Origin of the sequence: Microbacterium sp. BWT-B31 (genome assembly GCF_041379855.1) — a bacterium.
GTDB lineage: Bacteria > Actinomycetota > Actinomycetes > Actinomycetales > Microbacteriaceae > Microbacterium.
Genome location: NZ_JBFECU010000001.1, coordinates 512,842 through 527,584, shown reverse-complemented (window position 1 = coordinate 527,584; position 14,743 = coordinate 512,842). Strand labels below are relative to the sequence as shown.

14 protein-coding genes are annotated in these 14,743 nt (G+C 71.1%); 7 read left to right on the top strand and 7 right to left on the bottom strand.

Features of this window, described 5'->3' with window-relative positions; genetic code table 11:
* Nucleotides 1-10 precede the first annotated feature (10 nt).
* Together AB1K54_RS02265 and AB1K54_RS02260 are read right to left on the bottom strand one after the other, a co-directional pair.
* A complete protein-coding gene (locus AB1K54_RS02265) occupies nucleotides 11-1,123 on the bottom strand; it encodes a winged helix DNA-binding domain-containing protein (protein ID WP_371201067.1) in 1,113 nt (370 codons plus the stop codon).
* A 56-nt stretch (nucleotides 1,124-1,179) separates the two neighbouring features.
* Nucleotides 1,180-1,590, bottom strand: a complete 411-nt coding sequence (locus AB1K54_RS02260; protein WP_371201066.1) for a winged helix-turn-helix transcriptional regulator — start codon at nucleotides 1,588-1,590, stop codon at nucleotides 1,180-1,182.
* A 111-nt stretch (nucleotides 1,591-1,701) separates the two neighbouring features.
* On the opposite strand from AB1K54_RS02260, the gene AB1K54_RS02255 reads away from it, so the two are divergent.
* From AB1K54_RS02255 to AB1K54_RS02235, 5 genes are all read left to right on the top strand, one after another.
* Nucleotides 1,702-2,070: a DoxX family protein gene (locus tag AB1K54_RS02255; RefSeq protein WP_371201065.1), complete on the top strand. Its 369-nt coding sequence runs from the start codon at nucleotides 1,702-1,704 to the stop codon at nucleotides 2,068-2,070.
* A gap of 141 nt (nucleotides 2,071-2,211) precedes the next feature.
* Nucleotides 2,212-2,871, top strand: coding sequence for a nicotinamide riboside transporter PnuC (gene pnuC, locus AB1K54_RS02250; protein ID WP_371201064.1), 660 nt, complete (start codon nucleotides 2,212-2,214; stop codon nucleotides 2,869-2,871).
* Nucleotides 2,868-4,040, top strand: a complete 1,173-nt coding sequence (locus tag AB1K54_RS02245; RefSeq protein WP_371201063.1) for an AAA family ATPase — start codon at nucleotides 2,868-2,870, stop codon at nucleotides 4,038-4,040. Before pnuC ends, AB1K54_RS02245 begins: the two co-directional genes overlap by 4 nt.
* Nucleotides 4,040-4,258, top strand: a complete 219-nt coding sequence (locus AB1K54_RS02240; RefSeq protein WP_371201062.1) for an antitoxin — start codon at nucleotides 4,040-4,042, stop codon at nucleotides 4,256-4,258. Before AB1K54_RS02245 ends, AB1K54_RS02240 begins: the two co-directional genes overlap by 1 nt.
* A complete protein-coding gene (locus AB1K54_RS02235; protein WP_371201061.1) occupies nucleotides 4,258-4,686 on the top strand; it encodes a TA system VapC family ribonuclease toxin in 429 nt (142 codons plus the stop codon). Before AB1K54_RS02240 ends, AB1K54_RS02235 begins: the two co-directional genes overlap by 1 nt.
* A 243-nt stretch (nucleotides 4,687-4,929) precedes the next feature.
* Here AB1K54_RS02235 and AB1K54_RS02230 read toward each other — a convergent pair whose 3' ends face one another.
* The 5 genes from AB1K54_RS02230 to AB1K54_RS02210 form a co-directional block, all read right to left on the bottom strand.
* A complete protein-coding gene (locus tag AB1K54_RS02230; protein WP_371201060.1) occupies nucleotides 4,930-5,634 on the bottom strand; it encodes an ABC transporter ATP-binding protein in 705 nt (234 codons plus the stop codon).
* The gene (locus tag AB1K54_RS02225; RefSeq protein ID WP_371201059.1) at nucleotides 5,631-8,561 is read right to left on the bottom strand and encodes a hypothetical protein; all 2,931 of its coding nucleotides are present in this window, start codon (nucleotides 8,559-8,561) and stop codon (nucleotides 5,631-5,633) included. Before AB1K54_RS02225 ends, AB1K54_RS02230 begins: the two co-directional genes overlap by 4 nt.
* Nucleotides 8,558-9,220, bottom strand: coding sequence for a hypothetical protein (locus tag AB1K54_RS02220; RefSeq protein WP_371201058.1), 663 nt, complete (start codon nucleotides 9,218-9,220; stop codon nucleotides 8,558-8,560). Before AB1K54_RS02220 ends, AB1K54_RS02225 begins: the two co-directional genes overlap by 4 nt.
* Complete coding sequence (locus AB1K54_RS02215) at nucleotides 9,217-9,747, bottom strand: RNA polymerase sigma factor (RefSeq protein WP_371201057.1); 531 nt, start codon at nucleotides 9,745-9,747, stop codon at nucleotides 9,217-9,219. Before AB1K54_RS02215 ends, AB1K54_RS02220 begins: the two co-directional genes overlap by 4 nt.
* 129 nt (nucleotides 9,748-9,876) lie before the next feature.
* A complete protein-coding gene (locus tag AB1K54_RS02210) occupies nucleotides 9,877-11,346 on the bottom strand; it encodes an NAD-dependent succinate-semialdehyde dehydrogenase (protein WP_371201056.1) in 1,470 nt (489 codons plus the stop codon).
* A 278-nt stretch (nucleotides 11,347-11,624) separates the two neighbouring features.
* On the opposite strand from AB1K54_RS02210, the gene AB1K54_RS02205 reads away from it, so the two are divergent.
* Together AB1K54_RS02205 and AB1K54_RS02200 are read left to right on the top strand one after the other, a co-directional pair.
* Entirely contained in the window at nucleotides 11,625-13,664 is a 2,040-nt protein-coding gene (locus AB1K54_RS02205) for a primary-amine oxidase (protein WP_371201055.1), read from the top strand.
* Nucleotides 13,665-13,744: 80 nt separating this feature from the next.
* On the top strand, nucleotides 13,745-14,704 hold the full coding sequence (locus AB1K54_RS02200; RefSeq protein WP_371201054.1) for a helix-turn-helix domain-containing protein: 960 nt from the start codon (nucleotides 13,745-13,747) through the stop codon (nucleotides 14,702-14,704).
* Nucleotides 14,705-14,743: the final 39 nt, after the last annotated feature.

Genomic DNA, 14,743 nt, shown 5'->3' with positions numbered 1-14,743 from the left:
CTCGTGCCGATCAACCTGTGATGAACGCCCGGTAGCGGTCGAGCGCCGCGCCGACCTCGGCGGGGGTCGCGGCATCCGGCACGAACAGCTCGGGGACCGGGTCGTCGGCGTGGCGGGCGACCGCGACCGAATGCGTCCACACCCCGACGATCTCGCCCCGCGCGACGAGGATCGGCCGCACGATGCCGTTCAGGCTCGGGCCGATGACCGACAGGAACCCGGGGGCGCACGGCACCGTGCGGTCGGCGTACGACAGGTAGTACTCCTCGAACGGCGGCAGCGCCATGACCTGCGGCGCGGCCACCGAGCGCCGCGGAGCGGGCGCGCCCAGCACGTACTGCGGCTCGGGCTGATCGTCGACCACACGCAGGCGCTCTGCCGCCCTTTCGGCCGCCGCCCGGGCCTGAGTGAGCGGCAGCGCCGACCACCACGCGAAGTCCCGCGCCCCGGCCGGCCCGTGCGCGGCGATGTACCGCACGAAGAGCTCGGCGAGCGGGTCGGACGGGGTGAAGGAGTCGGTCACCCACTCGTCGAGCAGCACGAGGTACTGCTCGCGCGTCGGGCCCTCGGCGCGCGGCACGACCGGCCCCTGGCACACGACGCCGCGCAGCGAGAGCGCGACGAGAAGGTGGTAGCCGCGCTGCTTCGCCGTCGGCACCCCGTTGGCCTCGAGCACCTCGGCGAGCTCTTTGCGGGTGAGGCGGTTGCCGCCCGCGAGGGCGCTCCGCGCGGCGGCCTCGGCGCGGTCGAGCTGCGCGTCGTCGATCTCCTCGGCGCGACGCACCGTCGCCATCTGACGGTGCTGGCGGTCGGCCGTCAGCGAGAGCACCCAGGCGAGGTCGCGCGCGGGGATGATGTGGATCGTGCCGCGCATCGTCCACGAGCGGACGATCTCGCCGCGGTCGAACGCGGCGTCGACGGTGCTGAGCGCCGGTGCTCCGCGCGTGCGGGAGGCCAGCGCCCATCGGCCGCCCCAGAACTCCTGCCCCTGGGTCGCGAGCATGTGCGCCGCGGCATCGGCCACCGTCGGCGCGGGCGCCGACAGCCGATGGGACCGCAGTCGCTCAGCGCGCACGCGCGCGGCCGCGGCGCCCAGAACGCGTGCGGGGGACGAGGCATCCATCCGCCCATCATGGCGCGGGGTGCCGACATCCGGGCCGCGCAGGGCGGAGCCGGCCGTCAGTGCGCGGCGTCGTACGCGGCGCGCGAGGCCTCGATGCGGGGCTGGTTCGCGATCGCCCATTCGCCGAGCGACGCCGCGATGCCGATCAGGGTGGCGCCGAGCTCGGTGAGCGCGTACTCGACCCGCGGCGGCACCTCGGCGTGCACCGTGCGGGTGATGAGCCCGTCGCGCTCGAGCTGGCGCAGGGTCAGGGTCAGCATGCGCTGCGAGATGCCCGGGATGTGCCGCTGCAGCTCGGTGAACCGAAGGATGCCGTCGCGCAGGGTGACGATCACCAGGAGCGACCATTTGTCGCCGACGCGATCGAGCACGTCGCGGATCGCGCGGCCTTCGTCGAGGGTGCCGCTCGCGCGCAGGCACGTCGTCTCGTAGGCGGTCAGGGGCGTGCTGTCGCCGGGGGCGGTCATGAGATGTCACCTGCTTACATCGATGTGCCTTTTGCATGCGTCCGCATATGAACGCATCATTGGTCAGTTACTGATCGTAACAGACCCCACGATTTTGCTTTAGGAGCACCAATGGTCATCGCCCTCTGGATCGTCAACACGATCCTCGCGCTCATGTTCATCGCCGCCGGCCTCATGAAGACCCTCCGCCCAAAGCCCGCGCTGGCCGCCGCCGGCATGACCTACGTCGAGGACTTCACGAGCCCCTTCATCAAGACCATCGGCGCGCTCGAGGTCGTCGCGGCGTTCGGCCTCATCCTGCCCCTGGTGACCGGCATCGCGGCGATCCTCGCGCCGCTGGCCGCCACCGGGCTCGCGATCATCATGATCGGCGCGACCGTCGTGCACGCGCGCCGCAAGGAGCCGGTCGCGATCGCCGCGGCGCTCACGATCCTCTCGATCGCGAGCGCGGTGCTCGGCTTCCTCGTCGTGCTCGGCTGAGACGGTTCGGGTCGACAGACCTGAGGGGCGGATGCTGCGGCATCCGCCCTTCAGTCGTCGCAGGTGTACTCGGCGCGCGCGGGACGCCGTTAGGTTTGGTGTCTGGATCACCAGGAGAGGACCCGGACGTTGGATGTTGTCTTGCAGGCACTGAGCCACACGATGGTCACGATCGGCGGCCAGCCGATCAGCTGGATCGAGGCGTTCGGCTTCGCCACCGGGGCGCTGTGCGTGTGGGGAGTTGCGCGCGAGTACTCGTGGAATTGGCCCGTGGGCCTCCTGAACAACCTCGCGTTCCTCGTGTTGTTCGCCGGCTTCGGACTCTACGCCGACGCCGCGCTCCAGATCGCGTTCTTCGCGCTCGGCGTCTACGGATGGGTGAAGTGGACTCGTCGCGGTCGCGGTCGCGTTCTGGGCGCGAGCGCCGTCCCGATCCGGCGGACCGGAAGGCGGGCCGCCATTTGCGGCGTAGCGATCGCGATCTCCGCAACAGTGGTGATCGGCCTCGCCCTCGACACATGGACGGACTCCGTGGTGCCCTGGCCCGACGCCTTCATCCTGGCGTTCTCGCTGCTGGCAACCTGGGGCCAGGCTCGCAAGGTCATCGAGCAGTGGTGGGTGTGGATCGCCGTCGACGTCGTCTCGATCCCTCTGTACATCTCCAAAGGCTTGTGGCTGACCGCAACCCTGTACACCGGGTTTCTGCTGCTGTGCTTCTACGGGCTGCGCCGATGGTTGCGGGAAGAGCGCGCGCAGGACGCGACCGCCCTTGAACCCGACGCTACCCCGGTGCCTGCATGACCGATCGGACTGGACACGGTCTCGTCATCGGCAAGTTCTATCCCCCGCATGAGGGCCACCTGGCCCTCATCCGCTTCGCCGCGGCCAGGGTGGAGCGGGTCAGCGTCATCCTGATGGCCTCGGTGTTCGAGTCCATCCCCCTCGACTGGCGGGCGCGGTGGCTCCGCGCGGAGACGGCGGCGCTTCCGGGAGTCCGCGTACTCACGATTGCCTTCGATGCTCCGGTCGACTACGACTCCGAGACCGCATGGCATGCCAACGTCGCGGCGATGAAGGCGGCACTCGACGCCGACGGTGCCCCTCCTGTGACAGCGGTATTCAGCTCGGAGACCTACGGCCGCCAGCTCGCGGAGCACTTCGCTTCGACGCCGGTGCTCTTCGACCCGGATCGACGCGAGCATCGCGTGAGCGGGACGGCGATCCGCGAGAATCTCGTGCAGAACTGGCACTTGGTGGCTCCGAGCGCGCGCCTGGATCTCGCTGTCCGGGTGATCATCGTGGGCGCGGAATCGACAGGGACCACCACCCTCGCGCAGGCGTTGACGGAGCACTATCGCAGCCATGGCTTCCCCCGTATACAGAGCGTCGAGGAATACGGGCGCGAACTCACCTACCGCTTGCAGGGCGAGACGTCCCAGGCGCTCGGGCGCACCGCGGCGGTCGACGAGATCCCGTGGCGTCGCGAGCACTTCGCCGAGGCGGCCGACGCCCAGCATCACCGAGAACAGGGAGCCGCACTCGCTTGCCCGCTGGTGATCGTAGACACGGACGCATTCGCGACCGAGTTGTGGGAACGCCGCTATCTCGGATCCGGATCGGATGCCGCGGCGAGGGCCAACGCCGGTCGCGTCGAACGGCGGGACGTGTACCTCGTGACCGATCACGCCGACGTCCCCTTCGAGCAGGACGGGTGGCGCGACGGCGAGCACATCAGGGCCGAGATGACGGAGTGGTTCACCATCGAGCTCACCCGTCGCGATGCGTCCTGGGTGCTGCTGCGCGGCAGCCACGATGACCGTGAACGGTACGCCCGCGCCCTCATCGACGCGCTGTGGACGCGCAGATCCACGTTCGCGTCTCCCTCGTGGGCGGACCGGACGGAGGTGCGGTCCCTCGCGGAGGGTCGTCGTCTCAACGAGAGATCGTGCAGCGATGCTATGATGCGGTGATGCGCACCACCCTCGACATCGACGATGAGATCCTCGCGGCTGCGCGTGCGATCGCCCGGGCGGACGGCGTCTCGATCGGTGCGGCCCTGTCCCGACTCGCGCGGCAGGGCCTCACCGGGATCGGGCCGATCGATATCGCGTCCGGGTTCCCGACCTTCGCGGTGGAACGCACCAGTCCGCCGATCACGCTCGACCGGGTGAACGAGCACCGCGACTGATGCCGACGTACCTGCTCGACGTCAACGTGCTCATCGCCCTCGCGTGGCCCACGCACGTCCATCATGCGCGGGCGCACGCCTGGCTCGACGGCGTCGACGAGTGGGCGACCACTCCGGTCACCGAGAGCGCGTTCGTACGGCTCTCGACCAACCGTGCAGTCGTGGGCGCAGCGGTTCCGGTCGCGGTCGCGGTGTCGATGCTCAGCGCGATCCGGGCCGCGCCAGGTCACCGGTTCCTGACCGACGGCGCGTCGTTCGCCGATCCGTCCATCGACCTGTCGCGTGTGGCGACCTCGGCGCAGATCACAGACGCGCATCTGGTCGGCCTCGCCGCCGGTGCGAGGTTCGTCCTCGCGACGATGGACGAGGCGCTCACCGAGATGCTCGCCCCGGCGGATCGTCGCCACGTGCTGCTTCTCCCCGGCTGAAGTCGGTCCCTGGGCCGGGACCAGCTGGGCGGCCTTGGCGACCGCACGGTCGTCGATGAGCGGACCGATCGCGACGCCGTCCTCGGTGCCGCGGCCGGTCTTGAGCCCCTGTACGCGCCCGGTGACCCGGCGCGCGAAGCGGTGCTCGGTCTCCTCGTCGTGCTCGGCTGAGCCCGCGCGGGCAGGATCCGAGACGCACAGAACACGCGGAGCGGACGCCCCGGTCCTTCCGCTGCGCCGCGCTCAGGCGAGCGTCGTGCGCGAGTCCGCCGCCGCGATGAGGTGCTCGTCGTGCGATGCGACGAGCACCGCGATGCCGTCGGCGGCAAGGTCGCGCAGCAGCGCGATGAGCTGATCGGCCGTCGCGCGGTCCAGGCTCGCGGTGGGCTCGTCGGCCATGATGACGGCCGGGCCGAGCAGGAGTGCACGGGCGAACGCCACGCGCTGCCGTTCGCCGCCCGAGAGCCGGTCGGGGTAGTGCGTCGCGCGCGAACCGATGCCGAGCCTGTGCAGGATGTCGCGCGCCGGACGCGCGAGCGCGCGCGTGCGCCGCTCCGGCACGGCGGGCAGCAGCACGTTCTCGAGCGCGGTGAGCCCGGGCACGAGGCTGCCGCGCTGATCGAGGTAGCCCACGTGCGTGCGGCGGCGGGTCGTCACGACGTCATCGGACAGGCCCGTGATCTCGAGCCCCTCCCACAGCACGCGACCGGCCGCCGGGGGCACGAGCCCCGCCGCGACGCGCAGAATCGATGTCTTCCCCGAGCCGCTGCGCCCCGCGAGGCAGTGGATCCGCCCTCGCTCGAGCGTGAGGTCGTAGTCCTCGACGATCCGCAGCGGCTCGCCGCCGGGTCGCTCGTACTGGATCGTGACGCCGCGCAACTCGATCGCGGCGCCGCCGAGGTCGGCGGTGGCGGCGGCATCCGTGTCGGAAGCGGTGTCGATGGTCACTGGGCGCCCTTTCTGCGGGTCGAGAACACGAAGAGAGAGGTCACGATCGCGGCGAGGCCGGCGGCGACCGTGAGCGCGACCGGCGAGCCCAGCTCGAGCGCCTGCGCGCCGATCCAGGCCGCCGAGGCCGCGACGACGGTCGCCGGCACCGCGACGACGAGGCCCTCGACCCGTTGTGCGCGCGCGAGTTGCCCGCTCGTCCAGCCGCAGGCGCGCAGCGTCGCCCACTGGTCGGTGCGGCTCGCCAGATCGATGCGCCGCGTCAAGAGCGCGAGCAGGACGCCGGCGGCGATGCCCGCCGCGCCGAGCAGCACCTGCGGGACGAAGAGCCGCCCCAGGGTGAGAAATGCGAGCCCCGACTGGCCCGCCTCGCCCTGGGCGGTCAGGACGACCGACACGAAGGCGGCGCCCGTGATCCCGACGATCGCGATCGCGAGGAGGTGCACAACGGCCGAGAGCGGGTGCGCCACCGCCTGCCGCGCACCGAACGCGGCGACCGTGCGCGCGCCGAACCGGCGGGATGCCGCGAGCCGGGGCATCCGGCTACGTCGTGACTGCGACGCCGCGACCACGGCGCCGACCGAGAAGACCAGCACCGCACCGCCCGCCGCCAGCCCTGCGAAAGCCGCGATGCCTGTACCCCGCGAGATCGCCCAGGCGGCGGCCGCGACCAGAGCGACGATCACCAGTCCGGGCACCTCTTCGAGAGCGAACCACTGGGCGATGCGCGATCGCGTGAATCCGAGCTCCCCCATGACGGCGGCCTGCGAGCGGCGGGCAGGCACTCCGGCGATCTGCACCGCCCCGAGCAGCAGGACGGCCGCCGCGAGCGCGATGCCGAAGATCGCGAACGTCGCCGTCGACACCGACAGCTCCACGCGGGCGGCGGCGCCGAGCTCCGACCACCGCTGCGTCACCGCACCGAGGTCGCCGACCGTCTGCGCACCGTCGGGGTCGGACGTGCCGAACGCGTACCCGCCGACCTGCACGTCGGCGTCGGTGGGCGACGAGCCCGCGACGATGGACGCGTCGAGTCCGAGCCCCTGGATGGCCTGGGCGACCTGGATCACCTTCTCCTGCGCCGCCGGCGTGTACCCCTCAATGCCGCCGACACGCACCCGGATCGCCGAGATCGGACGCTCCGCACCCCAGATGGCGGCGGATTCGAACGAGCCGATCGCAACCGTGCGCGGCGACACAAGGCCGAGGCCCGACAGGCTCGACCCCATCGTCTTGCCCGCATTCGGGCCGTCAGCGATCGTCGTCCCGACCGGCGCGTAGGCGCCGAGCGGGACGAAGTCCGCGGCATCCGTGTCGATGCCCAGCGCGTCCGGGTCGAACGAGCCGACCGGCACGGCCATGATCGAGCGGCTGTCGGTGTTGTCTCGTCGCCAGAGGTCGGTGAGGCCGGTGTAAGCGGACTCCGTGCCGACCTTCTGCGGGCTCGCCGCCAGCAGCGTACCTGCGGGGGCATCCCAATCGAGCGAGGCGATCGAGCGCTCCGGCGCGACGAACCCGCGCTCGTCGAGGGTGAGTCCCGCGGTGGCGTCGAACGCGCCGGCGGTCGGCGCGAGGAGCCGGCTGATCTCGAGGGAGGTCCAGTTCGGCACGGCGTCGGTGATGCTCAGGTCCGCGCCCGGCCACGCGACACCCGGCGCGCGCGCCGCGAACGGGTTGAGCAGGTCCGAGACGTCCGCGACGGCGCTGCCGATCGGCGTGCCCACCGCCTCCGCAGGCAGCGCGTACCCGCTCGTGGCGGCCGCCTCCTCGCGCGCGTCTGCAGACAGTGGCGGCGCGTCGCCGAGGGCCGCCACGTCGATCTTGACCGACAGCTGAGCGGCGGCAGCCGTCGTCGCCAGAAGCGGGACGGCGCGATCCGGGATGCGCGCGCTCACGGTCTCGTTCGCGGCGGTCCACGCGTCGAAGTCGTCGCCGTTCGCCGCGTACAGAGCACGCAGGTCGGCGAGCTGCTCGTGCGACCAGTGCGGAACTCCCGCGGCGCGCGCCTCGGCGGCCGCGCGCACGAGGCGACGGGCGAACTCGTCCGACGACGGCTGCTTCTGTGCCCACGCGTCGACGTCGGCGGACTCGAGCTCGCCGCTCGGGTGCACGGCGATGAGCGGGTCGAGGAAGGAACCCTCCTCGCCGAGCAGCGCCTTCTCGGCGACCGGGTCGACCAGGGTGATACGCGTCATCGCCTGCGGGGCGGCCGGCAGGTCGAACAGGAGCGGCATTCCCTCGTCGCCCATGATTCCCGAGATGCCGCTGCCGTAGAGCACGGTCGCGTCGGCTCGCCACACGTGGCACGTCATGGTCGCGAGGCTCGGATAGAGCGCCGGGTCGGCGAGGTAGTCGCCGTTGCGCCCCGGGTACGACGTCGCACCGGGAGTGCACTCGCCGTCCGTCGCGCGGTGCGGGGCGTCGTCGATCACGACGGTCATCTCGCCCTGGGCGACGGCGCGATCGCCGAGCCCGTCGTTCGTCATGTAGGTGGCGGTGATCCGGTAGGCCTGCGGCACCTCGGCGGCCCGGGGGATGAACCCCCGCGGCATCGCGATGGTCGGAGTGCTGTACCGCAGGCCCGGCACGACGACCTCGCCCACCGGTGCCGCGACCTCCACGCCGGTCACTGCGCGCACCTCGGCGAGGTCGTCGAGCGAGAGGCCCTCGGACGACCTCGCGAGGGTGTTCGGCGGCAGCATCCCGTCGACCGCCCCGACGCCGCCATCGGCGGTGACGACGATGTCGTACAGCCCTCGCCAGTTGTCGTCGAGGGTCGACTGGAGCGCCGCCGCGGCGGCGGACTGCACTCCGGATGCCGCCAGCGCGGTCACGGCGAGAAGACCCAGCGCACCGACGCGCAGCGGCTGGCGCCAGAGCCGAGCGAACGGGCCAGGCAGGCCGCGGCCCACCGATCCGCGGGTCACGACGCGGCCCGTTCGCACGCGAGCGCCTGCTCGGCGGAGGTGAGGTCGCGATCGCGCACGGCGACGACGACGGATGCCGCCTCCCCCGCGCACGCGAGCATGATCGGCATCCCTCCGCTGCCCGACAGGCGACCGAACGAGGCATCGGTCACCGCGACCTGGGGCGCGGGGTTCCCGCTCTCGTCGTCCACCACAAGCGCGGCGGCGACGAACCCCTCGGCGATCTGGACGAGCCGGTCGGGCGTGGCAGCGACGAGCATCGCCTGATCGCGCTCGAGCGCCGACCAGGCCGACGCGCACACGCGCACCTCGTCGGCCGACGCGTCGCCGACGCCCGTGCGATAGCGCAGGGTGAAGTACGCGTCGCGCCCGGTCCCGTCATCCTCGACGCAGCGCAGCACGTGCTCGGCGGTGAGCGCCGCCTGCTGCGCCGGGGTCGCGGGCGCAGCCGAGAGGGCGACCGCGGCGGCGACTGATCCGCTCGCGACCGCGAGCACCGACAGCGCGGCGATCCCGGCGCGTGCGCCCATCCGTCGCCGGCGCGAGAGTTCGTCGATGCGCTCGTCGAGCTGCTCGCCGACAACGGCCAGCGCGGCGTCGAGGTAGATGCCCTCCTTGGGGCGCTCAGGCGCGCCGGGGCGTCGCATCCGCTCGCTCATGCCTCACCCCTCACAGCGAGGCGCACCGCTGCGCGGGCGCGCTCGAGCCGCTTCGCGATCGCCGACACCGATAGGCCGAGGTGTTCGGCCGCCTCCGCATACGAATAGCCCTCGACCAGGCACAGGTGGACGATGCGCTGATCCATGCCGCCGAGCCGCTCGACCGCCTGGCGCACCCAGCTCAGCTCCTCGATCCGCTCCTGTCGCGTGCGATCGCCGGGCAGCAGCGACTCGTCGAGCTCGAAGGCGTCGCGGCGCGCACGCAGCGCGTTGCGCGACAGATTGCGGCACGTCACGAGCAGCCACGGCAGCATCGAGGCGTCCACCAGCCGGATGTCCCGCAGCCGCCGCCACGCGACCACGAAGACCTCCTGTGTGATGTCTTCGGCTTCGCGGTCGTCGCGCATCACGGCCCACGCGTACAGGTACACGGCCTTGCCGTGGCGCGCGTACAGCGCACTGAATGCGCCGCGGTCGCCGCGCTGCGCGAGCCGGATGAGCTCGCGGTCGGAGTCGGTGTCGTACATGTGCCCTCTGCGTCGGGGGAAGTGCCGTCACTCATGAAGTGTCGGCACGGGCGCATTCATGACATCACGTTTTCGCGATCGCAGAATCCACCGCCCCCGGCGGGCACTCGCCCTCCGAGCTATGTCGAATCAGAACGGGTTCGGCGTCAGCGTGTACTTGGTCTGCAGGTACTCGTGGATGCCCTCGGCGCCGCCCTCGCGACCCAGGCCCGACATCTTCCAGCCGCCGAACGGCGCGGCGGCGTTGGAGACGACACCCATGTTCAGGCCCATCATGCCCGTCTCGAGGCGCTCGATCATGCGCTGGCCGCGCGCGAGGTTCTCGGTGAACACGTACGACACGAGGCCGTATTCGGTGTCGTTGGCCAGGCGCACCGCTTCGTCCTCGGTGTCGAACGGGACGATCGCGAGCACCGGGCCGAAGATCTCCTCGCGGAGGATGTCGCTGCCGGCCTGGACGCCGGTGACCACGGTGGGCTCGTAGAACGTGCCGGGGCCATCGATCGCCGACCCGCCCGTGGCGACCGAGGCGCCCCGGGCGACGGCATCCTGAACCAGCTGGGCGGCCTTGGCGACCGCACGGTCGTCGATGAGCGGACCGATCGCGACGCCGTCCTCGGTGCCGCGGCCGATCTTGAGCCCCTGTACGCGCTCGGTGACCCGGCGCGCGAACTCGTCGGCCACACGGCGGTGCACGATGAACCGGTTCGCGGCCGTGCAGGCCTGGCCGATGTTGCGGAACTTCGCCGCCATCGCCCCGTCGACCGCCTTGTCGAGGTCGGCGTCGTCGAACACGACGAACGGCGCGTTGCCGCCGAGTTCCATCGAGGTGCGAAGCACCCCCTGCGCGGCCTGCTTCATGAGGGTCTGACCGACCGGGGTCGAGCCCGTGAACGAGAGCTTGCGCAGGCGCGGGTCGGCGATGATCTCTTCAGACACGGGGCCGGTCTTCGTCGTCGTGACGACGTTCACCACGCCCGCCGGGAGCCCCGCGTCTTCGAGCAGCTTCACGAACAACAGCGTCGTGAGCGGCGTGAGCGCCGCGGGCTTGATGACCACCGTGCAGCCGGCGGCGAGCGCGGGCGCGATCTTGCGAGTGGCCATCGCGAGCGGAAAGTTCCACGGAGTGATCAGGTAGCACGGCCCGACCGGATGCTGCGACACGATCATGCGACCCGTGCCCTCGGGGTTCGCGCCGTACCGACCCTGGATGCGCGGGGCCTCCTCGCTGAACCAGCGCACGAACTCGCCGCCGTACGCGACCTCGCCGCGCGCCTCGGCCAGCGGCTTGCCCATCTCGATCGTCATGAGCAGCGCGAAGTCCTCCTTGCGCTCCTGCAGCAGATCGAACGCACGGCGCAGCAGCTCGCCGCGCTCGCGGGCGGGGGTTGCCGCCCAGCCGGGGAACGCCGCGACGGCGGCATCCATCGCCGCCCTGCCATCGGCCACCGACGCATCGGCGATCGACTTCACGACCTGACCGGTGGCGGGGTCGGACACCGTCAGCGTCGCGCCACCCTCGGCGGGGCGCCATTCGCCCCCGATGAACAGGCCGTCGGGCACGCTCGCCAGCAGGTCGGTCTCGCGGTACTCACTCACAGGGGGACTCCCTCGTCGGTGTGTCGGTACAGAAGTTCAGTGCAGCTAGATCGTATACGATTCCGTCGCACTGTCACCCCCATCTTGCGCCCGTCCCGCGCGCGGCGCGCTCGCCCTCAGGGCGAAGGTGGCCGGCGAGTTCGACAGCCCGTATAAGCAGCGCGATCTCCGCGCACGCCCGCACGGTTCAGCGCGCTGGGACAGATCGCGTGCGCGGTGAGACAAGGCCACGCCCCCGGGCCTGGACCACAATGATCGAGACGATGGAGGAGACCGCAATGACGCATGCCCACGAGCACGCCCACGCCGCGTTCGGCGTCGGGCTGAGCCCGCTCACGACGGTCGCGAGCCCCGAGCCGCAGCACCCGCTCGACCCGCTCACCGCGGCCGAGATCGAGGCGGCGCGCGAGATCCTCGTGCGTGAAGGCCTGCTCGGCGACACCGTCCGGGTGCCGATGCTGCTTGCCGACGAGCCCACGAAGGACGAGCTGGCCGCGTGGACGCCGGGCGAGGCGTTCGACCGGCGCGTCGATGCGACGCTGATGGATGCCGCGACCGGCGCGGTCACCGAGGTCATCGTGTCGGTCGCCCGTGACACGGTCGTGTCGACGCGGGAGCTCGACCCGACGCAGGCGCCGTACGGCCAGCCGCAGTACCTGTTCGAGGAATACGACCGCGCCGCCGAGATCGTGAAGGCCTCCCCCGAATGGCGCGCCGCGATGACCCGCCGCGGACTCGCGGACCGCATCGACCTCGCGTTCTGCTCCCCGCTCGCGCCCGGCTTCGTCGGCCGCGCGAACGAAGTCGGGCGCCGCGTCATCCGCTCGCTCACGTTCCTGCGCGACAGCGAGGACGACATCCCGTGGGCGCATCCCGTCGAAGGCCTCATCGTTCACGTCGACCTCGTGACCAACGAGGTCATCGGCATCGAGGACGAGGGCGACGTGCCGGTCCCGACCGGCAGCGGAAAGTACACGCCGGATGCCGTCGGCCCCGCCCGCACGAGCCTGAAGCCCATCGAGATCACCCAGCCCGAGGGCCCGAGCTTCCGCGTCGCCGGGTCTCTGGTGGAGTGGGAGAACTGGTCCATGCGCGTGGACTTCAACGCGCGCGAGGGACTCGTGCTGCACGACGTGCGCTTCGACGACCGCCCCGTGCTCACGCGCGCGAGCGTTCCCGAGATGGTCGTGCCCTACGGCGACACCTCCAACACGCGCTTCTGGATCAGCTACTTCGACGCAGGCGAGTACCTGCTCGGCAAGAACGGCAACCACCTCGAACTCGGCTGCGACTGCCTCGGCGTGATCCGCTACTTCGACGGCCACGTCGCCGACGACCACGGCCACGCGGTGAGGATCCCGAACGTGGTGTGCATGCACGAAGAGGACTACGGCATCCTGTGGAAGCACACCGAGCCCGGCCTGGTCGGCTCCAACGTGCGCCGCTCCCGCCGCCTGGTCGTGTCGTACTTCTCGACCATCGGCAACTACGACTACGGATTCTTCTGGTACTTCTACCTCGACGGCTCGATCCAGGTCGAGGCGAAGGCCACGGGCATCGTGTTCGTCGGGGCGGGGCATCCGGGCTCGGTGAACCCGCACGCCCCCGAGATCGCACCCGGCGTGTTCGCCCCCGTGCACCAGCACCTGTTCTCAGCGCGCCTGGACGTCGCGATCGACGGCGAGGACAACCAGCTCGTCGAGATCGACGCCGCACGCATCCCGATGGGCGAGCAGAACCCCTTCGGCAACGCGTTCACCTGGACCGAGACGCCCCTGCGCACCGAGTCCGAGGCCCAGCGCGAGGCCGACGCCTCGGTCTCCCGCGTGTGGGAGGTGCGCTCGGCGTCGAAGACCAACTACATCGGAAAGCCCACCGCGTACCACCTGATCCCCCAGCAGACCGCTCTGCTCATGGCCGACCCGGCCTCGTCGGTCACCGCGCGCGCCGCGTTCGCCACCAAGCACCTGTGGGGCACCGCCTACGACCACGACGAGCGCTGGCCCGCCGGCCGATACCCCAACGCGCACCAGGGCGGCGCGGGCCTTCCCGCGTACACCGCCGACGACCGCTCGATCGACGGCGAAGACCTGGTGCTGTGGCACACCTTCGGCCTCACGCACATCCCCCGCCCCGAGGACTGGCCCATCATGCCCGTCGACTACGCCGGATTCTGGTTCAAGCCCTACGGGTTCCTCGACGTCAACCCCGCGATGGACGTCCCCGAGTCCAGCCAGGCGCACCGCGACTCCGCAGCCCCCGCCGGGGGCAGCTGCGGCATGGGTGCTGACTGCACCTGCGAGCACCCGCCCGCGTGACCGGTGGTCCGTGCCGCTGGACGCGGCACGGACCACCGTGAGGCTCCTATGGGATGCTGGTAACTCCTTCAATGATCGAGGTGAGCTCCGTGCACAGCGTCGTGAATCCCGACACGGTCATCACGCGGATCGCGCGAAACATCAGCGACTTCCGCGCTGCCGTGAACGACTCTTTCGTCCCGTTGCAGGTGACAAGCGCCCATCCGGATCGCTTCCAGGCCAGGATCCGAGGGGCCGGCATCGACGGCGTCCATGTGTCCGACATCCGCGCCACCGACCACATCGTCGAGCGCACACCCGAACTGATCGCACGCGGCGATCCGGCGCACTTCAAAGTCAGCCTCATGCTGGCAGGCACCGGGCTGCTGGTGCAGGACGGTCGCGAGGCCGTGCTCAATCCCGGCGATCTGGCGGTGTACGACACCAGCCGGCCGTACTCGCTCGCCTTCGACCAGGACTTCCGCTCGATGGTCGTGATGTTCCCGCGCCACCTGCTCACTCTGCCGCCCGATCTGGTCGGCGACCTCACCGCCGTCGGCATCTCAGGTTCCGAAGGCCTTGGCGGCATCGTCACGCCGTACCTGACTCAGCTCGCCGGCAACCTCGACCTGCTCACCGGCTCCACCGGCGCCCGCCTCGCGCACAGCGCGCTCGACCTCGTGGCCACGGTCTTCGCCCGGGAACTCGATCTGGACGGCGTGTCGGCCAACCCGCATCGCGCCGTGATGCAGCGCATCCGCAGCTATATCGACCGCAACCTCGCCTCGACCGACCTGGATCCCACGTCGATCGCCGCCGCCCACTTCATCTCGACGCGCCACCTGCACGGGCTGTTCCAGGAGCAGGGCACCACCGTGTCCACGTGGATCCGCACCCGCCGGCTCGAGCAATGCCGCCGAGACCTCATCGACCCGGCGCTCGCCGACCGGCCGGTCGCCGCCATCGCCGCGAGGTGGGGCTTCGTGGACGCCGCCCATTTCAGTCGCACGTTCAAGTCGACCTACGGCAGTTCGCCGAGCGAGTTCCGCGCCGGCCACTGATCGTCCGCCGCCCGGTGAACACCGGAGTGCTCCTGGGGC

Excerpts from the sequence above, each read along its gene's own strand:
- AB1K54_RS02265 (WP_371201067.1), bottom strand. The coding sequence starts at position 1,123 with ATGGATGCCTCGTCCCCCGCACGCGTTCTGGGCGCCGCGGCCGCGCGC.
- AB1K54_RS02260 (WP_371201066.1), bottom strand. The coding sequence starts at position 1,590 with ATGACCGCCCCCGGCGACAGCACGCCCCTGACCGCCTACGAGACGACG.
- AB1K54_RS02255 (WP_371201065.1), top strand. The coding sequence starts at position 1,702 with ATGGTCATCGCCCTCTGGATCGTCAACACGATCCTCGCGCTCATGTTC.
- AB1K54_RS02245 (WP_371201063.1), top strand. The coding sequence starts at position 2,868 with ATGACCGATCGGACTGGACACGGTCTCGTCATCGGCAAGTTCTATCCC.
- AB1K54_RS02240 (WP_371201062.1), top strand. The coding sequence starts at position 4,040 with ATGCGCACCACCCTCGACATCGACGATGAGATCCTCGCGGCTGCGCGT.
- AB1K54_RS02235 (WP_371201061.1), top strand. The coding sequence starts at position 4,258 with ATGCCGACGTACCTGCTCGACGTCAACGTGCTCATCGCCCTCGCGTGG.
- AB1K54_RS02220 (WP_371201058.1), bottom strand. The coding sequence starts at position 9,220 with ATGAGCGAGCGGATGCGACGCCCCGGCGCGCCTGAGCGCCCCAAGGAG.
- AB1K54_RS02215 (WP_371201057.1), bottom strand. The coding sequence starts at position 9,747 with ATGTACGACACCGACTCCGACCGCGAGCTCATCCGGCTCGCGCAGCGC.
- AB1K54_RS02205 (WP_371201055.1), top strand. The coding sequence starts at position 11,625 with ATGACGCATGCCCACGAGCACGCCCACGCCGCGTTCGGCGTCGGGCTG.